This window comes from Nocardia sp. NBC_01503, assembly GCF_036327755.1.
Lineage (GTDB): Bacteria > Actinomycetota > Actinomycetes > Mycobacteriales > Mycobacteriaceae > Nocardia.
In genome coordinates, this window is record NZ_CP109596.1 from 5,453,434 (window position 1) to 5,472,150 (window position 18,717).

Annotated in this window: 24 protein-coding genes and 4 tRNA genes; 22 read left to right on the top strand and 6 right to left on the bottom strand. The window is 63.1% G+C overall.

The window, feature by feature from the left end; translation table 11 throughout:
* Positions 1-13 precede the first annotated feature (13 nt).
* The gene (locus tag OHB26_RS24680; protein ID WP_330179629.1) at positions 14-1,255 is read left to right on the top strand and encodes a hypothetical protein; all 1,242 of its coding nucleotides are present in this window, start codon (positions 14-16) and stop codon (positions 1,253-1,255) included.
* Positions 1,256-1,269: 14 nt separating this feature from the next.
* On the opposite strand, the gene OHB26_RS24685 is transcribed toward OHB26_RS24680, so the two are convergent.
* A complete protein-coding gene (locus tag OHB26_RS24685; protein WP_330179630.1) occupies positions 1,270-1,992 on the bottom strand; it encodes a creatininase family protein in 723 nt (240 codons plus the stop codon).
* Between the two features lie 229 nt (positions 1,993-2,221).
* Here OHB26_RS24685 and OHB26_RS24690 point away from each other — a divergent pair, with 229 nt between their 5' ends.
* From OHB26_RS24690 to OHB26_RS24765, 16 genes are all read left to right on the top strand, one after another.
* Positions 2,222-2,395 (top strand): helix-turn-helix domain-containing protein, encoded by a 174-nt coding sequence (locus OHB26_RS24690; RefSeq protein WP_330179631.1) that lies wholly within the window; start codon positions 2,222-2,224, stop codon positions 2,393-2,395.
* A 160-nt stretch (positions 2,396-2,555) separates the two neighbouring features.
* Positions 2,556-2,792: a hypothetical protein gene (locus tag OHB26_RS24695; protein WP_330179632.1), complete on the top strand. Its 237-nt coding sequence runs from the start codon at positions 2,556-2,558 to the stop codon at positions 2,790-2,792.
* Complete coding sequence (locus OHB26_RS24700) at positions 2,789-3,547, top strand: hypothetical protein (RefSeq protein WP_330179633.1); 759 nt, start codon at positions 2,789-2,791, stop codon at positions 3,545-3,547. Before OHB26_RS24695 ends, OHB26_RS24700 begins: the two co-directional genes overlap by 4 nt.
* A gap of 1 nt (position 3,548) precedes the next feature.
* On the top strand, positions 3,549-3,785 hold the full coding sequence (locus tag OHB26_RS24705; RefSeq protein ID WP_330179634.1) for a hypothetical protein: 237 nt from the start codon (positions 3,549-3,551) through the stop codon (positions 3,783-3,785).
* The gene (locus OHB26_RS24710) at positions 3,785-5,860 is read left to right on the top strand and encodes a hypothetical protein (RefSeq protein WP_330179635.1); all 2,076 of its coding nucleotides are present in this window, start codon (positions 3,785-3,787) and stop codon (positions 5,858-5,860) included. The genes OHB26_RS24705 and OHB26_RS24710 overlap by 1 nt, the downstream gene beginning before the upstream one ends.
* A complete protein-coding gene (locus OHB26_RS24715; RefSeq protein ID WP_330179636.1) occupies positions 5,857-6,030 on the top strand; it encodes a hypothetical protein in 174 nt (57 codons plus the stop codon). Before OHB26_RS24710 ends, OHB26_RS24715 begins: the two co-directional genes overlap by 4 nt.
* A complete protein-coding gene (locus OHB26_RS24720) occupies positions 6,027-6,878 on the top strand; it encodes a helix-turn-helix domain-containing protein (protein ID WP_330179637.1) in 852 nt (283 codons plus the stop codon). Before OHB26_RS24715 ends, OHB26_RS24720 begins: the two co-directional genes overlap by 4 nt.
* Positions 6,875-7,312 (top strand): hypothetical protein, encoded by a 438-nt coding sequence (locus OHB26_RS24725; RefSeq protein WP_330179638.1) that lies wholly within the window; start codon positions 6,875-6,877, stop codon positions 7,310-7,312. Before OHB26_RS24720 ends, OHB26_RS24725 begins: the two co-directional genes overlap by 4 nt.
* 117 nt (positions 7,313-7,429) lie before the next feature.
* Positions 7,430-8,302 carry a hypothetical protein gene (locus tag OHB26_RS24730; protein ID WP_330179639.1) on the top strand — a complete coding sequence of 291 codons (873 nt, stop codon included), beginning with the start codon at positions 7,430-7,432 and terminating at the stop codon, positions 8,300-8,302.
* Positions 8,303-8,491: 189 nt separating this feature from the next.
* The gene (ssb, locus tag OHB26_RS24735; protein WP_330179640.1) at positions 8,492-8,974 is read left to right on the top strand and encodes a single-stranded DNA-binding protein; all 483 of its coding nucleotides are present in this window, start codon (positions 8,492-8,494) and stop codon (positions 8,972-8,974) included.
* Between the two features lie 2 nt (positions 8,975-8,976).
* Positions 8,977-9,267, top strand: coding sequence for a hypothetical protein (locus OHB26_RS24740; RefSeq protein ID WP_330179641.1), 291 nt, complete (start codon positions 8,977-8,979; stop codon positions 9,265-9,267).
* A complete protein-coding gene (locus OHB26_RS24745; protein ID WP_330179642.1) occupies positions 9,264-9,509 on the top strand; it encodes a hypothetical protein in 246 nt (81 codons plus the stop codon). Before OHB26_RS24740 ends, OHB26_RS24745 begins: the two co-directional genes overlap by 4 nt.
* A gap of 92 nt (positions 9,510-9,601) precedes the next feature.
* Complete coding sequence (locus OHB26_RS24750) at positions 9,602-9,919, top strand: hypothetical protein (RefSeq protein ID WP_330179643.1); 318 nt, start codon at positions 9,602-9,604, stop codon at positions 9,917-9,919.
* Positions 9,919-10,305: a hypothetical protein gene (locus OHB26_RS24755; RefSeq protein ID WP_330179644.1), complete on the top strand. Its 387-nt coding sequence runs from the start codon at positions 9,919-9,921 to the stop codon at positions 10,303-10,305. The genes OHB26_RS24750 and OHB26_RS24755 overlap by 1 nt, the downstream gene beginning before the upstream one ends.
* A complete protein-coding gene (locus tag OHB26_RS24760; protein ID WP_330179645.1) occupies positions 10,302-10,496 on the top strand; it encodes a hypothetical protein in 195 nt (64 codons plus the stop codon). The genes OHB26_RS24755 and OHB26_RS24760 overlap by 4 nt, the downstream gene beginning before the upstream one ends.
* A gap of 168 nt (positions 10,497-10,664) precedes the next feature.
* Positions 10,665-10,871 carry a hypothetical protein gene (locus tag OHB26_RS24765; RefSeq protein ID WP_330179646.1) on the top strand — a complete coding sequence of 69 codons (207 nt, stop codon included), beginning with the start codon at positions 10,665-10,667 and terminating at the stop codon, positions 10,869-10,871.
* Between the two features lie 320 nt (positions 10,872-11,191).
* Here the strand turns inward: OHB26_RS24765 and OHB26_RS24770 are convergent, their stop codons facing one another.
* Positions 11,192-11,575, bottom strand: coding sequence for a hypothetical protein (locus OHB26_RS24770; protein WP_330179647.1), 384 nt, complete (start codon positions 11,573-11,575; stop codon positions 11,192-11,194).
* Between the two features lie 1,334 nt (positions 11,576-12,909).
* Here OHB26_RS24770 and OHB26_RS24775 point away from each other — a divergent pair.
* Complete coding sequence (locus OHB26_RS24775; RefSeq protein ID WP_330179648.1) at positions 12,910-13,545, top strand: hypothetical protein; 636 nt, start codon at positions 12,910-12,912, stop codon at positions 13,543-13,545.
* 75 nt (positions 13,546-13,620) lie between these two features.
* Here OHB26_RS24775 and OHB26_RS24780 read toward each other — a convergent pair.
* From OHB26_RS24780 to OHB26_RS24790, 3 genes are all read right to left on the bottom strand, one after another.
* Positions 13,621-13,695: transfer RNA gene (locus OHB26_RS24780), tRNA-Val, on the bottom strand.
* A 27-nt stretch (positions 13,696-13,722) separates the two neighbouring features.
* Positions 13,723-13,793, bottom strand: a tRNA-Cys gene (locus OHB26_RS24785).
* Between the two features lie 23 nt (positions 13,794-13,816).
* A tRNA-Gly gene (locus tag OHB26_RS24790) sits at positions 13,817-13,889 on the bottom strand.
* A 409-nt stretch (positions 13,890-14,298) separates the two neighbouring features.
* On the opposite strand from OHB26_RS24790, the gene OHB26_RS24795 reads away from it, so the two are divergent.
* The 4 genes from OHB26_RS24795 to OHB26_RS24810 all read left to right on the top strand — a co-directional run bounded on the left by OHB26_RS24795 (position 14,299) and on the right by OHB26_RS24810 (position 18,030).
* Positions 14,299-14,373, top strand: a tRNA-Val gene (locus tag OHB26_RS24795).
* Between the two features lie 309 nt (positions 14,374-14,682).
* Entirely contained in the window at positions 14,683-15,477 is a 795-nt protein-coding gene (locus OHB26_RS24800; RefSeq protein WP_330179649.1) for a PIG-L family deacetylase, read from the top strand.
* Positions 15,478-16,121: 644 nt separating this feature from the next.
* Positions 16,122-16,958: a hypothetical protein gene (locus OHB26_RS24805; protein ID WP_330179650.1), complete on the top strand. Its 837-nt coding sequence runs from the start codon at positions 16,122-16,124 to the stop codon at positions 16,956-16,958.
* 16 nt (positions 16,959-16,974) lie between these two features.
* The gene (locus OHB26_RS24810; RefSeq protein WP_330179651.1) at positions 16,975-18,030 is read left to right on the top strand and encodes a YncE family protein; all 1,056 of its coding nucleotides are present in this window, start codon (positions 16,975-16,977) and stop codon (positions 18,028-18,030) included.
* 57 nt (positions 18,031-18,087) lie between these two features.
* Here the strand turns inward: OHB26_RS24810 and OHB26_RS24815 are convergent, their stop codons facing one another.
* Complete coding sequence (locus OHB26_RS24815; RefSeq protein WP_330179652.1) at positions 18,088-18,708, bottom strand: hypothetical protein; 621 nt, start codon at positions 18,706-18,708, stop codon at positions 18,088-18,090.
* Positions 18,709-18,717: the final 9 nt, after the last annotated feature.

The following is an 18,717-nucleotide window of genomic DNA, read 5'->3' on the forward strand; positions in this document are numbered from 1 at the left end:
AGGGGAGGCATCGATGAATGCGACCAGACAACAGCTGACACGGCCCAACGAGCACCTGGACCAACTGATCGCCAGGCTAAGGTTGCCCAACAAGACCATCGCTCGCAAGATGATCGAATGCAGTCAGGGAGACGGCGGAGAGCCAGTCAACCCGGGTGGTGGCACCATCGGCCGGTATCGGGCGGGCGTACATCGCCCCAATGCCCGCAGCGCGGAAGTGCTTGCGCAGGCCCTCAGCGAGTTGGCCGGGCGAACTGTGACGGTGGACGAAATCGGTTATTCGTCACAAGATTCCGAGACTATCGAGTCTGAGGAGACTCATAGTGGTCTGACTATAGTTCGGTCGGGAATCATTCCACTCGCATCAGACGAGATCGACCCAGCATTTGTCGAGCACCTCCAGTTCCTGCTGGCCGAGCACGTCCGCATGGATGCACTTACCGGCCCTCGATACATCCTCGACGCTCTTCGCGGTGAATTGACAGTGGTTGAGGAGCTCTGCGGCAAGGCGAGGGGCAACCTGCGGGAACCACTATTGAAAGTTGGCGCGAGATTCAGCGAGTTTGCTGGTTGGCTGTTCCAGGACTCTGGTGATTTGAAAGCCGCGATGTATTGGACCAATCAGGCGATGGACTATGCCGAGGAGCTGGGGGACACCCATCTCACGTCCTACGTGCTCATGCGGAAGAGCAACATTGCGACTGACCGCGGGTATGCCGCAAAAGGGCTGGGACTCGCGAATGCCGCCCTTCGTCGCTGGGACGACATCACGCCGGAGTTGCGTGCTGTCGCCCTCCGGCAGCTGGCGAACGCGCACGCGATGACCGGGGAGGTTGACGATTGCCGCAGGGCACTTGATTCCGCCATGGTGCAAGCACTCGAAATTTACCCCGACAGGCCAGGGAACCTGGCTAAGTACTGCACACCGTCCTACATCGAGATGGAGGCCGCACATAGCTGGGTTCGGCTGGGACAGCCAGGACGAGCTATCGAAACCTATGCATCGGGGCTTGCGGATTGGCCAGCCAGCCAGCGACGAGATCAAGGACTCTGTTCGGCCCGGATGGCGGCGGCATGCCTGGGGGCAGGTCAATTCGAAGAAGCAACACGGATGGCAGTCCAGGCTACGAAGCTGTTCCGGTTGGCTCCGTCTGCTCGTTCGCTCGCTGTCCTGCAAGATGTTTCCAAGCGGGCTAACACAATTCGCGGTGATGCTGTCTGCGAATTGAAAGCCACACTGGAGCAAATAGTTTGATCTCTATCGGGATGCTAGCCGATCAAAGCTTCCAGATGGTGTTTGAACGACTCTGACAGCGATTCCAATGTCCGCTTTCCTTTTTCGGCAGTGCCGAGCGAAGGAAAGCCAATAACCCCGCTTTGCGTGTATTCGCTCATACCCTTCATGAGCAGGAACTTTCTATCATCTGCGCGCCAATCCGTGTTGTCGTAACCGGCTCGAAGAAGTTCGGGTGCGACGTGGAGAAGGATTGAAGTTTCGAGTTCACCAGCATGCATGTCCTCATGGCTGTCTGTTTCCATGCTGGAGTCTGCGCGTGCTCGGTTCCAGTCGACAGGCAGAGGAAACAAGGTCATTTGCCGGTCTGCCACATTCGCTTCCTGCACGACGTTCTGTAAGACGTAGTTGCCGCCGTGGCCATTAACGAGAACCACATGGCGAATTCCGGACGAACGCAACGACTCCACGACGTCGCTGACTATCGCGACCAAGGTTGTGGCGCGAATGCTCACCGAGCCGGGAAAACCGGCGTGCTCATGGGAGAGAGACATCGTGACCGGCGGCAATAGGAAGAGTGCGTAGTCCTCAGCGATCCGTTTCGCGATGGCACAGGCGATCACCGTATCCGTGACCAGCGGGTGGAAGGCGCCATGTTGCTCGAAACTCCCGATCGGTAGCACGGCGACGGTGGGTTTCTGCGCCTGTACGTCGGCGGATGTTGCGTGCGGTAGCAGATGTTCCACGCGCACCAACATACCGCCCACCTCGTGCGACGCGGCGGCGGTTCATCGGGGGTGCACGGGGTGCACGGCATCGGGGGTGCACACCCCTGATGCCTCCTGTGCTCTCTACTACACCCATGTAGTCGCGAGTTTTGCTGTATCTCAACGGATTTCATCCCGCTGAGCACAGAAAGGAGCGATTGCCTTGACGGATTCCAAGAATCTTCGAAGGGGCCGAAAAGCCGGTACCACCAGTGCATATATGGCGTTGCAGGAGGTGGCCGAACTTTTCGGAGTACACGAGGCGACCATTCGGCGCTGGATCTCCAACGGTCGACTCACCGGTTACATGGTCGGGCCGAACACAATTCGGGTACGACGTGACGAGGTTCTGGCCTTGCCGCGCCCCATCCCCACGGTCGGGGGTGCCGCATGATCCGGACCCTGCTTCTGCTGTTCACTGCAATGGCCATTTTGGGGGTTGTCGCACCCCAGTTGGCGGGTCTGCTCCTGGTGGCCCTGCTGCTTCTCGGTGCCGCGGGTCTTGTATGGAGCTCCGCGTCCCCGTTCCAGCGTCGTCGGCGAGGTGGTCGGCGATGAACGAGTACTTCGTGAGTGATGCGCGCGGCCGGACGGCTGTGCCGATGTCCTCGCCGATGTTCGCGGCCCTGATTCTGCTGGCGTTCGTGTTCGCGGTGGGCGTGTACCTCGGGGTGCTGCTGTTCGGCAGTCGTTCCGCGTTGCCGTCCACGGTGGTGGTGTGCCCGGCTCCGGGTACTGCGAATGTGGCGCTGTGGCCCTCGGACTGCCCGCGTGAGGCGGTGGCGCCGTGAGCGAGATTCGGTTGCAGCCGTGGGAAACCCGGATCGAGGAACTCACCTGCCAGCAGTACGGGCTGTCGTCCGAGACCTTGGTCAAGGCAGCGCATGCCGCGGGTAAGGGTGTGCAGGCTGCGTACAAAACCGCGGGCCGGTTCAAGAAGGCCGGGCGGGCGCACGTGATCCGTGTGGACTTCGGATCGTCGGGTCCGTGGCGGCATTCGAGTGACTTCGATGAGCCCGACACGGTGCCGCATGGTCCGTTGTGGATCTATCCGACGCGTGAGATCGCTTGGGCCTATCTGGAATTCGATCCGGGTGAGTGGACCCCGAAGCCGTCCACGGCGGCGCATCTGACCGCAGTTTCGGAGTTGCGGCTCGCGCTGACCGGGCTGGACACCAACCCGCAGGTGTGGACCAGCGAACGCCTATTGCGGCGCCAGATCAAAACCGTGCCCGGGCAGCCGACCGACCGTATCCATGACGCGTGGTTCCGGGATTTCACCGATCCGGACAAGGTGTGGGCGATCGAGGTGGAGTTGTCCCGCAAGTTCGGTGACGGCCGCCTGCTGAAGGTGATGACCTCCGCGCTGGAGACCGCCGAACGGCACGACCTGGCCGGGGTTCTGTACTTCGTGCGCGGTGAGGGCCTGCGGCGTGCGGTCGAGGGCACCGCGGCACGCCTGGCCAATAAGCGCGGTGTCGACAGCTTGTCGAATCTCGAAATCCATGACTTGGACGCCACTTTGGCGCGGAAAGGGGTGAGGTGACATGGCCGAGGACAAGCGTCCTGTGCTCTGGGTTATCGACTCCGCGGGCGGCGAATGCCGCCTGGACGTCGATCAGTCGATCGAAGCCCTCGATCAATTCGGGGCGAGCCCGGATCGAATTGCGCGGTGGGGCAAGAGAACTCCGCTGGATCTGTGGACGATGTCCGCGCCGGAACTCTGCGCGGTGTTGGACACCATGCTGAATCCGGAGCGGTCACCGGGGGAGGTGGATCGCTGATGAGTGGATGCACTCCATTGATCACTCCCCAGGATTGCGGACCCACGCCCGTGCCCGCGCCGACGCTGGCACCGACACCGGTTCCCGAGGTACTGCCGTCTTCGGCTGTTCCGGCCAACCCGGGGCCGACACAGACGCCGTCGTCGGAGCGGTTCGAGAATCCGAGCTTGCCCGATGGCTGGCATGCCCCGAACTGGAGTCTGCACGTCTCCAGCGTGGGCGAAGTGCTCGCGGTGGTGGGTACCGCGCTGGTGGGCATCGTGTTCGTGATCGCGCTGCTGATCGCCCTGAATCTGGTTGCGGACAAACGGCGTTGGGAAGCCCGGCAAGTCCGCAACTACGCGTTCGGGTCGCTGGTGCTGACCCTCGGGGCGATGTGGGTCGCGAATTCGTGGTTCGCGCCGGTGAGCTTGTGGTGGCAGGGCACCACCGTGCTGGTGCACGGGCCAGGGTTCGGGGCGGTGGTGGCGATGACCGCCGGCGCTTTGCCCTTGGCCTGGTTCGGTGCCGCGGTCTATCGGGCACGGTATTTGTCCCGGCTGGGTACAGAGGGCATTGGTTCACCGTGGAAGACACGGCGTTTGCAGCGCCGCCAGCAGTTGGGTAAGGCCGCCGCCGCGCGCCGCGCCGCCAAGTACGGGGCGCCGTTGGTGACGGGTTGGCTCAAGGCCAAGGTGGTGCTCGGGTCATTGTCCGAGCGCACCGACGCGACCCAGCCCTCGACCATCACGCAGTTGGTGGAGAAGCGCGGCGCGAAGTTCGATATCCCGATCGAGGGTCTCGGGCACATGGTGGTGCTGGGCAAGTCCCAGAAGGCGGGCAAGACCACCCTGCTGGTCCGGTTGGGCACGGGCCTGTACAGCGCGTACTGGCACCGATATGTGCGGACCGGGGAGAAACGTCCGCTGTTGATCCTCGTGGACTGCAAGGGCGGCAAACCAGGTCTGGCGACCGGCCGTCAGGTAGTGAAGATCGCGGCCCGGATGGGGGTGAATCCGAAGCGGATCGCGTTGTGGCCGGTGACCAATCGCCTGGATTTGTGGTCGATGGACACCGACGACATGTGCGCCACCTTGGAAGCGATGATCAACCCGGTGCAAGCGACCGAGGCGAGCTCGGAGCATTTCAAACAGAACCGCATCCGGGTGACCAAACTGGCGGTCACCGCACCGGGCGGCAAGCCCAAATCGAAGGCCGAGTTCCTGGACTCGCTCACGGTAGACAATCTCAAAGCCAAGTGGGCAGGCCACGATTCGATCCTTGCCGAGATCGATGCGTTGGAGTTGAACAAGCCGCCCGCGATCGGGGATGTCTCGGGCAAGTTCCGCAACATCTTCGCCGCGATCGGTGAGGGCTTCGACGGCGGCCGACCCCTGGACTCGTTCGATGTCATCTACGCCACCGTGCCAGGCACGGTCCGCGGGGAGAACGCCCGCGCCCAGGTCGCGGCCCTGACCACGCTCATCTCCCAGTTCGCGTGTGGAGAGCACGACCGGCAAATCATTTTGATCATCGATGAGATGTCCGCGGTCGCGGACAAGACCGGCGGTATCAACCAATTCACCATCGCCGAACGGCTGTTGGGCATGGGCGTGGTCGCGTTCTTCGCCGCACAAAACCAATACGGCCTCGGGCAAACCCCCGATGAGCGCCGCCGACTACTGGAGTCGTGCCCGTCGGGTGCGCTGCTGATGGCCCTGGAAGGCGGCGGCAAGGTGTCCGAGGTGTTCGGGTCACGCCCGGTCACCGAGAACAGTCGCCATTCCAAGGGCGGCAAGGTCGGCGACGAAGGCACCCTGGGCAACCGCGAAACCTTCTTCATCGACCCGAACCGGCTCGCGGAGTTCAAAACCGGCGACGTGGTGTGGGTGCACGCACTCAAAGCCCAATGGGGACACGTGATCCCGGTCGACCTGGACGAGGTCACCGAACTGCCCGCGGACCCGTACGCGCAGCGCTGGGCCGCCAGCACCGCGCCCCGGGTGCCGCTGACCCGGGTGCGGGATCTGGACTCCGGGCGGGCACGCCGCGCGGACCTGGGTCTTACCGAGGACGAGGGCGGTGAAGCGGCATGACCGACTATCTACGCCCGATCGCGGCCTACGTGGCCAGCCAAAGCGGACACCGTCAACCCACCGGTGACCGCCCCGGACAACCGGCCGCCCAGCGGACGGACACCCCGGACAGCAAGGCGGACACCGCCATTCACGCGGACAGCGCCGAGGACAAGGGGTGGACACGATGAGCACCACTACCCCCGCAGCGCGCGGACGGCTGGTCTCCTGGACCGGATTCGTCTTCGGATCGTTGACCTCGATCGCGGCCAATGTCCTACACACCTGGCTACCCGCCGCACACATGCCCCCGGGGTGGACACCCGGCATCGCCCCCCAAATCGGTGCCGCGGTATGGCCGATCGGCCTACTCCTCAGCGTCGAGGTGCTCTCCCGCGCGCAGTGGCGGGGCGGGCGGATGTGGGGCGTAGCCCGCTACGGCGGCGCCGGGGCAGTGGCCTTCGGGTCAGCCGTCATTTCCTACAGCCATGTGCGAGATGTGCTCATGGCCTGGGGATATGGGCATCCGGCCGCCGAATTCGGGCCACTGACCCTGGACGGGCTGATGGTGGTGTGCGGGTTCGCGCTGATGTCGATGAGCACCGACAGCGACCGCGCTGTTCCCGCTCGTGCCGTTCCCGCGAGGTCGGTGCGCACCGGTGAACCGAAATCGGTGGGTGCCCGTGAGGTTCCGCTCGCGATCCAGGTGGAACCCGCCGCACCCCAGCGTGTCCGCGCCGCCAGCACGGTGTCCGGGGTGTCCGGACAGGACTCCGAAGGTGTTGCCACACAAGCGGACACCCCCACGCAGGAGGTGGACACCCGCCGCCAGCGCGCCCAGGAGTTGCACGCCCAGAACTGGACCCATGGCCGCATCGCGATCGAGCTCGGGGTAAGCAAACGCACTGTCCGCCGCTACCTGGCCACCGGTGAGGACACCGACCCGGCGGGCGATGACCGCGCGGACACCGTGGCCGCCGAGTGGTTGGCCGCCCTGGACACCCATCACCACAACAACTCGAACGGAGTGCACGCATGAACGACAACGGCCGCGGAATCGATTGGGACGGTGAGCTTCAGGCGCTCATGGAGTCCTCCGGTATCGATCCCACCCAGATGACCCGACCCACGTGGATCGTTCGCGTGCGTCGCACCGTGCTGCGGGCCCGCGCTGGCATGGCCGCGCTGCTGATCGTCGGGCTGCTGATGTGGCTGACCGCCGCGTCGGGCGCCCCGGCCGCGGCGACGGTGCCGTTGCGGATATGGCTGATGGGCTGGATCGGCTACGGCCTCTGGATCAGCCTGGGTCGCCCCGACTGGTCCACCGCATTCCACACCACACGCGAATTCGCCATGGCCACAAGCCAATCCGTGTCCCGATTCGCGTTCGCGCACTCTCGCCCGGTCCGTGCGCGCTGGCGTGCCTGGAAAGCCGTCCGCGACCGCGACGACACCGTCCCCACGACCGCTTAACCCCCCCGAAAGGACCGAAATCTAATGCCCGGCAAAGAACGATCCGCCATCTTCAGTAACGACCACATCCCCACCTCGGGGAGAGAATCCGATGAGGTCGCCCGCAGTTGGCCGCAGATGATGGCGCTGCTGTTGCAGGTGATGCAGCAGCTTCAGAAGGCCACGGCCGACGGGTCGGTGAAACTGACCCGCCAGCAGCGCGCCCAACTCGTCACCGAGGCCCGCGACGCCCAGAAAATCTATGATTACCAGGCCCAGACCACCCGGGCGTGGTATCAGGTCCGCACCCAGGACTATCAGCGCGAAGCCAAAGCCGCCGCCGCACGCGTCACGGCCGGAGCCAGCCCGCAGGAGCAAACCCAGTCCGCCGCCTACCTCAAGGGGCTACGGGCCAGCATCGAACACACCATCCACGACACCACCCTTACCCCCGAACAACGCGGCCAGGTGGTCCAGGCCCTGGATGCGGTCGATCATGACGCCTCGAAACCGGTGCCTCGCAACATGTTCGAGCAGGTCGAGGGCGAAGGCGCCGCCCGTGCCCGGTATGAGGCGGCGGCCAGTGAATACCGGTTGGCCCAGCATCGCGGGCAGTTGACCGCGGCCGACACCGCGCCGACCGGCGGTGCCGAGGCCAGCGAGTGGCAGCGCGAGAGTACGCGCCGGTTCGATGAACTCGGGCACCGGATCGCGCGCCTGGAAGCCGCGATCGAGGAACTCGTGCCCCGGCACGATGTCACGGCCACTGCGGGTTCGAACGGCCAGGCCAAACCCCGAGCGACCCAGCAGACCGACCAGCAGCATTCGGCCGCGCACCCCCATTTCGCGCAGGCGGACGCCGAGTCGGATTCGGGCGGGACCGCGCACGCCGAAGCCGACGCCGAGCAGCAGGAGACCCCGCACGCCGACCAGGAGCACCCCGCGCCCGAGGCCGAGAACGCCACGCAATGGCGGATGGATTCGACGGCGCAGATGCAGGCCGAGGCGTGACCGGTTCGGCCATGCCCCACAGGTTTTACAACAACAACATCAGAAAGGAGACCACCGCTACGACCGCAACAATCAGCCGAATTAGCTGACACCCCAACACTATTCACGCTTCACCAACTGATCCGAATCTGTTTCGGACAACCAATCTCTAACGGACACAACCCATATCGAATTGGAGTAGTGAGAACAATGTCCGGTGAAACCACTTTGACCGTTATCGGCAACCTGACCTCGGACCCGGTGATTCGGACCATTCCGAAGACCAACGATTCGGTGGTCAACTTCACCGTCGCGTCGACCCCTCGGGTGTTCGACCGGCAAGCCAACCAGTGGAAGGACGGGGCGCCGCTGTTCATGCGGTGCACCATGTTCCGCGATGCCGCGGACAACATCGCCGACTCGCTCGTCAAAGGCGCGCGGGTCGTGGTGGTCGGCAAACTTCAGCAGCGCGAGTACACCGATCGCGAGGGCGTCAAACGCCAGGTGATCGAACTCGTCGCCGATGAAGTCGGGGCGTCGCTGAAATACGCGGTCGCCAAACCGATCCGACGTTCGGCCAGCAACGGCCGCAACAGTCGGGCGCAGGCGGGCGCGGGCCACGGTGGCGGTTCGAGTGTGGCCAGCGACGACCCGTACACCCAGATCCAGAGTGATCCGGAAGAGGTGGCGTGATCATGAGTGAGGCATGGATGAACATCATGTCGATCAGCCGCCCGGGTGTCGATCCGGTTTTCGAGGTCAAGTACTCCGAGAACATCAACAAGATCGTGATCACGGTCGGGGAGGGTCGGCTGTTCATGGACGCCGAAGCAACCGAGCAACTGCTCACCGGCCTGCGTGAGGGCCTGCTCGATGCCATGCTCGCTCAGGCCGTGAAATCCGGTGAAGGCGTGTGGCTGTCGCCCACAACGTTCCTGACTCCGGAAGCGGCTGTAGCGCTGCGTAGTGAGCGGGGTGCGGCATGATCGGCAACCCATTCCGGCGGCACCTGCGTCCGCGCGTCGATGACGTGCGGCGGGTGCCGACGCGGCTGATGTTCTCCGCGTACTACGACGCGTCCGTGGATCACATCGTGATCGCACTACAAGCCGGGGACAGCGCAGACGGCTCGGTCTTGGAGCTCTCGCTCTGGGACGCGGTCAGCGTGCAGGACGTGATCGGTGCCGCCATCGGCGACGCCGTCGCGGCAGGGGAAGGGACGGTCTAGCCATGTCGTTCCTACACACCCGCCTCAGCGTGGAACCCGTCGGAACCAAAGGGAGCGGGCATGTGACGCTCTTCTGGAACTGCGGGGAAACGGTGGTCACCACGGTCAGCGCACAGGACACCCGCGGTGACCTGGAAATCCGGTGGGACCACAACTGCGAAGGCATCTCCGCATGCCTTACGGTCCAGGAAGCGCGGCTGCTGCATCGCCAGCTGACCGTGCTCCTGGGCGAATTCACCGGCATCGACAACGAGGTCGAGGACCAGGAGCCCGTCAACGACGACGGTGTTTCCTGGCCCGCGCCGGAATGGGTCCGACAGGCGCTCAAGCACGGGTTCCCGTCGCGTTCCGAACGCGTCGATTCCCGGGAAAACCATTCCGGGACAACCGGACCGGAAGGGGTGAAGTAATGACCGCACTTAACCCCCTTACTCCCGACACCGATCAGCTGATTGTGGTCATGCAGACGCGTGAGGTGTTCCGCTTCACGTTCCTGTACACCGCGGACGGCCGGATGCGGGTGATCACGGTCGAACCTTCACGCACCGAGGCCGGAGACCTTTTGGTCGCCATCTCCGAGGCGTTGAAGGTCGGCAAGCATCGCCAGGACTCCACCCTGGCGGTACGTGATGCCACCGCGGTCGCGGTGTATATCGCCGAGCTGATCCGCGAGCGTGACAATTTCCGGGTCCAGTGCAAAGGACTGCTCGATCAGGTGCAGTGCCTGCAATGGGATCTGAACGCGCTCCAGGCCCGGCACGACCTGTGCACCGAACGGCCGGAGGAGGCGTCATGAGTAATCACCGTCTCATCTGCTGTGACATGCTCACGTCGAAAATCCCTGCCCCGCAGCAGGATCAGGCACTCGGTGTGGAGTTCCTGTTGTATTGCTGCTGTTGCGGCCACTACGAACCGTGGGATGTCGACGAGGACGAACCCGAGGTGACCGACACCGACGGCAACCCGCCGCGGGAGGACCGATCATGAGTATCCGATCGGAATACCAATGGTGTGGATGTCGGGACTGCTTCGACATCGCGGTCGGAACAGTGAACGCCCTGACCCTGTGCGAGCTCTGCGAAGAGGCAGGGTGCGAGATCGGAGAAGGGGAATGCCAGCGGGAAGACGCCTACGACATGAGTCGAGGTGCCGACCATGCCGACCGCTAAGAAACCGATGAGCCAGCGCACGCAACTGAGGCTCGGGCGGGAAATCCAGGAACAGTACGACCGGGGTGCAAGCTGGGCGGTGATCGCCACCGACTACGACTTGTCGCAGTGGAAGGCGAAGAAGCTGGCCAAGCTCTATCGGGACGACTGTGATCGGAGAGCCCACCTGAATCAGTTGACCTTGTTCGGCTGACCATCACCCACAACTGAATATCAAGAGAAAGCGGAGTCCGCGCCTGTCACTAGCAGGCACGGGCTCCGCCCTATTGTTCTACCAGCCTTTGCCCACAGATTGGCGTAGCGGCAGCAGGTGTGAGCTTGGCCGGTACACCTTCCAGCTCGCCATGCCGAGCGCGAACTGACAGCGCAGCGGCGGCAAGGACACGGCCCAAGGTGTTCAAACTGATCTATCCGAAACTGGAAGTGGCGAAACCGCAGAACCTCATCCAGCTTGAGAAGAACGCGAATGCGCTGGTGGAGCAACGGCAACGAGCCCGGCAACGAGCTGGCTGGTCACGCCAGCGCTTCCTCCGCGGTGAGGAACGCTTTGGATTCCAGCACGGTCAGACTGGTTCCGGCGGCCGCGAAGCTGGTCCGGAACCAGAGGCGGGAGTTCTTCCCGGAATTGATGACCTCGGCCCACATAACCACCACGAGGTCGTTTGGATAAAGCGGCGGTCCGTATTGAATGATAGACATCCCTCGGTCGGTCGCGTGCTGCCTGATATATCGCTGCGCGATCGTGTTCATTGCCTGACGAGAAGGCTCCGGCGTCGCGGCGCTTGTCGTGACAGTGCTAGTCGGTTCTGGCGATTTGCCGCATCCGGTGATCACCACTGCGGCCGTCAGGATGGCGAGCGCGAAAAGAGCGCATCTGCGCATGTGAATATTTCCCATCGATACCAGGCGTCGTCCTGCGTCGGCCGCCTGCGTAGTCGATGACGGTACTCGTCTCGGCTTTCCCCTGGTAGGGCCTATTGTGACAAATGAATGGAGGTGGGGCCGTGGCTAGTAGCGGTGTCGAGCCCACCGTCGGTTACGTGAGCTTCAGGCGGATGCATCATCGATCCGATGCCGGATCGATGAACCGTTCAACAGACCAGTCGCAAGCTCAGCCTTGCAGCGAACGCCAGCGATTAGCACGGTAGCGGGGTGGGGCGCGTGGAGAGTGCGGGCAGGCCCCGCCTGCCCGGCACCAGCTGCCCGCGTCGGCGCCGCAGAATCTCGAGCCGAGGAGGAATTTCCCGATCCCCGGGCCGTCACAGCGACCGCGGGCCGGACGGGGAAATTCGTCCTCGGTGAAGAGGGGCGGCGCCGGATACCATCACGCGCCCCACCCCACCCCGGACGTGACAGGCCCTCGAAACCTGTGCCGGACACCGGGATCGGCCAAACTCCAGCAATCGAAAAACGGGGATGAAACTCGCATAAAACGTGTGTGGAACTCGATACGTGAGCGACGAAACGCGGGTGAAACTCACGACATCGAGAAAAAACGTGGGTAAAACGCGAGAGATCAGTATCCACGTTCTACCCACGTTTGAACCCCCGCCCCGCCTCCTGACCTGCGGTTTCGGGGTTGGCTCTCACAGATCACCAAATACACCCATCAATGTGTATTTGGTGATCTGTGAGAGCCATAGTTAATTTTCAGAAGGAGGCGGGGCGGGGGAAAGAAGAAGAGAAAGAAGAAGATTCAGTAAGAGAAGTAAGTAAGTTGAGTTGGGTAATGAGCGTTGCAGTTGGGTGCGTGGTTGCGTTCGGTAACGAGGGGTGCGTACGTGGCGGTTGAGTGCGTGGTGGCGTCCGGCACGCTGGCGCGGTGGTGACGTCCGGAGGGGCCGGTTGCGCGGGGGTGGCTGTGCCCGGTGCAGATAGTCGCGGGCGATAGTCCGGCGAGTGGGCCGGAGTGCGTTGCGCTGCGGGGGATTCCCTGGGTGCGCGCCGCATTGTACGGGCGCCGCCCCTCCCGCCCGAGGACGAATTTCCCCGTCCGGTCCGTGATTTCAGTGGCGGAGTGTCGACGGGAAATTCCTCCTCGGCCCGGAGCCTCTGCGACGCCCCCGGCAGGCGGTGAGGGCAGGCGCAGGGCCTGCCCCGACAGAGCGCGGCGCGCGCCCAGGGAATCCACGCTCGGTCGGGACTCCACACCGTTGACACGTACGTGTCAAAGCTGTTGCGCGGCAGGTTGACACGTACGTGTCAAAGACACTGCGGAAGGACCGGAGAGCATGACCGACTCCGACACCATCACCGGACTACTCGTCACCGCCCTCGAAAACGCGTGGGCGGCAATCCGTTCACACCATCCCGATGTCCCCAACGTGGTGCTTACCGTGGGGTCCGGATCGGTCGGCGGTAGTGAGCTCACGCTCGGGCACTTCGCCCCGGATCGATGGGTCCGCGGTGAGTACGAACTCCATGAGCTGTTCATCGGCGGTGAGGGACTCCAGCGGGGCGCAATCGATGTACTCGGGACACTGCTGCACGAGGCCGCCCACGGCACCGCGGTCACGCGCGGAATCAAAGACACCAGCCGCCAGGGCCGCTGGCACAACGAGCGATACCGCACCCTCGGCGAGGAACTAGGGCTCCTCCTCGCACAGCACCCGAAGATCGGATGGTCGGTCACGACGGTGCCGGACTCGACGCGAGACCAGTACCGAGATGAGCTGAATGAGTTGGCCTTCGCCTTGGTGGCGTACCGGCGCCGAGAGCCGGACCGACGCGGCGGACGCAAGTCCAGCAACAATGGCCTGTCGGCGGAATGCGACTGCGGCCGGAAGATCCGCGTGTCGCGCACTGTCTATCAAGGGCCGCCGATCCTCTGCGAGGGATGCGGAGGTGTGTTCGGCGTGGACCCTTGATCAACCGGTCAGGTCACAAGTAGGTCAGAACAGCAGAAAGGCCCGGCGGAAACCGGGCCTGATCTGGTCGAACGTTGGTGCGCGATACTGGGATTGAACCAGTGACCTCTTCCGTGTCAGGGAAGCGCTCTCCCGCTGAGCTAATCGCGCGGGTCTTTTGTCTCTTCAATAAAGAAGAGGCGGCGACGGGAATCGAACCCGTGTGCACGGCTTTGCAGGCCGTTGCCTCACCACTCGGCCACACCGCCAAGCAGGCCGTGTTGGCCTCTCGAGCGGATGACGGGATTCGAACCCGCGACCCTCACCTTGGCAAGGTGATGCGCTACCAGCTGCGCTACATCCGCATTCTGTCTCCCGGGGCCCTGCAGGGCGTCCGGCTGACGAGAGAGAACATTAGCCGACCATCCGTGCAGGTAACAAATCGCCTGGTTAACAGGGGTAAATATGAACTACACCCCTGTAGTTCGGAACCACCCGGTGAACGTTCAGCAGCGTGCGCCCCGGATTCCCGCTCCCCGCCCTCCCCTCGATCCGCGAGCGTGCACCCACGGCGGCCTCCCTGGGCGTGTCGCCGCCCTGAGTGCACACTCGCCACTCTTCCTTCGGCCGCCGCCACTCCACCCCCACGCCGATCCCCCCGTCGCACGGCGTTTTTACGCCGTTGTCCACGCGATTTGGTGTGTCACGGGTGGTGCGTGTTAATGTTCTTTCTCGTTCGGACCGGCACGAAAACGCCGGGTCAAACACCCGCACGGTCTCATAGCTCAGCGGGAGAGCACTCGCCTCACACGCGAGGGGTCGCTGGTTCGATCCCAGCTGGGACCACCATGAGGGGCTTATTCAAACCAGCGTTCGCTCGCTGATCTGGGTAAGCCCCTTTCGGCTTCCTGCGATATGAGCGGCCGTGCAGCCCGACCGGCCTGAGGGAGATCCGCAAATACCGAACCCTTCTCGTCGGCCATCCGCAGCTTGATCGAGTCCTGGTGGTCGTCGCTGTAGAAGGTCTCGTTCAGGAGACGGCGTGCTTCAGGGCCAGCATTGCGGCGGCTGGGTGCCTTCAGTTGCCGGTAACTGGCCGGCTCGCATGGCCTTCAATAGCCGGACTGAGAGGTAACGGCATTCAGGCAAGATGGACGGGTGCTGACAATCGTCTTCCTCCACGCTCACCCCGACGACGAGAGTTCTCAGACCTCCGGATCGATGGCCCGCGCCGCCAAGGAGGGTCATCGCGTGGTAGTCGTCTACGGGACCAACGGCGACCATGGCGAAATCCCCGACGATCTGGCGCCCGGTGAGACGCTGATCGACCGCCGCCGCAAGGAAGCCGACACGTCGGCCGAGGCAACCGGCACCGAGCGCGTCGCTTGGCTGGGCTACGCCGATTCCGGTATGACCGGATGGCAGCAGAACGACGACCCCGAGTCCTTTCACCGGGCCGATCTCGACGAGGCGGCCTTGCGTCTGGTCCGAATTCTCGATGAGGAGAACGCGGATATTTTGGTCGGCTACGACTGGCACGGCGGGTACGGCCACCCTGACCACATCAAGGTGCACCATGTCGCGCATCGAGCCGCCGAACTCGCGGCCCGACCGCCACGCCTGCTGGAGGCGACGATGAATCGCGACCGGATGCGTCAGTGGTACACCCTCGTCGTCGCAGCCGGCCAGGACCCCGGGTTCGATCCGGACGGCCCGATGGATGACGGAAACCCTTTGGGCACACCGGAAGCCGACATTCACTGGCAGGTGGACGTCTCCGATTTCATCGCTCAGCGACGCGCTGCGATGCAGGCGCACGCCAGTCAGGCGACCGACATCGGGTCCTTCATGGCGATGCCGCCGGAAATTTTCGCTGCGGTATTCGGCGCGGAATTTTACATCGAACCTGGTAGGCCGCCAGGAATGGTCGAGCGCTGGTTCCTCGACGTATGAAGCCCACGGGCGTTGGGGCAGCTGTATCACCGAGCGTCGGTTTCAGAATCCCGCAGGTAGAGGTGGCAGGGTCCTTGGCCGCCTCCGGACCAGTTGCGGAGGGCGTTCAGGTCTTACGTCGCGAACCGTTTCCAGCGGGGATCAGTCATCATGGGCGCCAGCGGTTTGAATAACGTCCAGCTGGGACCACTGGAACAGTCGGTACACCTAAGGTGCACTGACTGTTTTGCGTTGTGTATGGACATCCGCTGGTGTCGAGAGGCTCAGTACTCGGTCTGCCGAAGACGGATTTCTCGCCGGCTGTGCAACCTGCGGTTTCACCGGTCGGTTGGTATTCGCGCTCGGTGGGCACGGCGTTGGTGGACGACCAGGTCATGCAGACGGTGATCTGTTTGCTGTCGCCGAGGTAGAGGCCGACGTGGTGGACGTTGTCAGGGGTGCCGTAGAGGGCCAGATCGCCTTGCCCGAGCGCGATTTTGTTCGCATGGTGACGCAATCCGTTGCAAACCAACTGGTTTAGAAGTTGCGCACTCCCGAATCTTGGTGTGGGTTCGACTATTCGGCGATAGGATTGTGTGACGCATCGGGGTTTGCGGTCCGAGAACTATTATCAGTTTGATGTGTTACGCAACTAGGAGTGGGCCGTGTCCGCCGCCAGTCGCCGTCACCCGCCGCCAGTTCCCTCGAACCGTCGAGAACGCTTCAAGCGCTGGTGGGGCAGGGCCAGGCCAGGTGAGCAGCTAGCTGCAGTAGTGGCGATGGTAGTCAGTGTATTCGGTGTTATCGGAGCACTCATCGCCGTTTTGATACCCATGGCTATCAACTCGGCCAAGGACAGTGGATCGGGATACACGATCCGAGTGTTCACAAATCCGGCAGATGCCCAGTTTGGGCGAAACTACGTCACGGGGCTCGACTACATTTTCCCCGCAGGGACACTCGCGACGATTTCCGGAGCGCCGGAAAAAGATTGTGATGGTGCCTACGAGTGGGCGCACAAGAACGGCGGTGTCGATGTCGGAAACACGGTGGCCGCGTTCATAATTGCCGCTCAATCCAAAACCGTCATCGTAGATACCGGACGAATCGTCATCGACAGGGTTGTGCCCATGCCGCGTGCGGTCGATCTGCTCAGTTGTGCCGAGGGCGGACCGATCGCCGACCAGATCCTGACCATCGACCTCGATGAGCGCAAGGCCGAACTCACCAGCCCCAAGGATCCGAATGATCCTTCCTCCAAGACTGCGGCCTACCCCTTCTCTCTCCTCATCGAACCGGGCAAGGCCGACCGTATCTATATGGCGGCGTCGACCAGCAAGTCGTATGTGGAATGGCATCTGGAACTGGTAATGGAGGTCGCAGGGAAGCCTGTGACGCGGCGAATTGACAACAATGGCCAGCCTTTCGCCACCGCGCCGATGCAGGAGTTGGCTTCCACGCCGTACATCTGGTCGGATGGAAAGATCAAGAGGGGGAGCTGAATTGTGGGGCCGGGGATTGTTCGGGATACTGGCGGCGGCGCTGGTCGCTGCTTCGGCGTGCGGCCAAAGCGACGACGAGGCGGGCAACGACGCTTCGATCTCGGTGTCGAGCTACACACGCGTGCTTCGCAGCACGAACCCCATCACCACCTCTTACGCGCCGTTGGTGAACGCGATCGCGGTGGGAGAGAGTCCCCGCGATCTAGCCCTGAATCGCGCAACTCGAATACTTTTCGTCACGGACTTCGACGAGGAGACGGTGTCATGGGTCGATATCGCGACCAGGCAGGTGATCGCCACCTTGGCGGTCGGCTATTACCCGGCCCAGATGGCGGTGAACCCCAAGACGGACACGCTGTACCTGATCACGCATGAGAAGGGCCCTCGTCTGATCGCTATCGATACCGAGACACGCACGGTGACACAACGATTCACCTTCGATGCGGATTCGCTCACAGCCTCGCCTGCTTCGGTATCCGTCGACCCAGACAACAATCGGCTCTATGTTGCACTGGAAGGACGGAAGTCCTTTCTGGCCACCATCGACACCGTGACGCGGAAAGTCATCGGCACCCTCCCGATCCCGGACAGCTCCGGTGCCATGGTGGCGGACCTTGATCAGCGAATTGTCTATGTGAGCAGTGGAGATACGATCGCTGTCGTTGATCTCGCCATAAACTCTATTACTACGACGATTCCAGGAACCGAAGATCCTGGCCTGCTCATTCTCGATGCCGCCGGACATCGCCTGTACGTGACGGACGGGCACGGCAAGACTGTGTCGGTGATCGATACCGTGGCCCGAAAGGTCATCGCGTCAATCGAATTCGATCGGACGGTGGGCGCCTTGGCGCTCGATGGTGCTCGGCACATCCTCTACTGCGCGACGGAACCTGTGTGGAAGGCGCCCACCGATGTCGTCACTGCGGTCGATACCCGAACGAACAAGATCAGCCAGACTATTCCGATCGATGGGAACTATCTATATGGACTCTTGGTCGACGAACCATCCAATTCCGTGTACGTCACGGTCGGCACGCGGAACGCAGTGATGGCTTTCCCTCGTATCTAGGAAGTAGCGGAGGCTCATTCGTCGCGGGTATCGCGTTCGGATTGTTCCGGTGTCGATCTATTTGATAGGCAACGCGTTCTGCATCCCGCCGACCTCGGTGATCTTCCATCCGGAATTGCGGTCGATGGTCATCGAATAGGTGATTGTGCTCTGGGCGCCGTTCGGGGTCTGCGCGCTTGTCGAGGTGACGTTGAGGTAGGCGTTGACCTTGTAGATGCCGCCGGATTCAGAGGTCACCGCCGCCGATAGGGAGGTGGCCTTGGAGGTCCATTGCAGTGGCAGCAGGATTTGTTCGAGCTGGGGTGCGGTGGCTTCGAATTTGGCCGAGAGTTGGGGGGTGGTGCCTGCTTGCAGGCGGCCGAGCCAGGCCTTCACATCGTGGTAGTCGATGGTGGACGCGCCGAGTGCGTAGTCGGTGGCGATCTGTTCGGCGTGGCGGTCGTCGGCGGCGGTCGCATCGCGGTCCGACAGTTCCGAGGACGCCGAGGCGTAGAGCACGCCGAAGGTGACCGACAGAGCCAGCAATGCCGCGATCCCGGCGGCGACCAGGACGGTGGAGAGTCGAATCGACACGGCGCGTGGCTCTTTCGCCGCAGTGGGAGTGGGGTGAGACAGGGGCGCGGCGGTGTCGGACGACTCCTGTGCGACGTCCTCGACTGGCTCCGTGGTGGTGGTCATAGTTGTCCT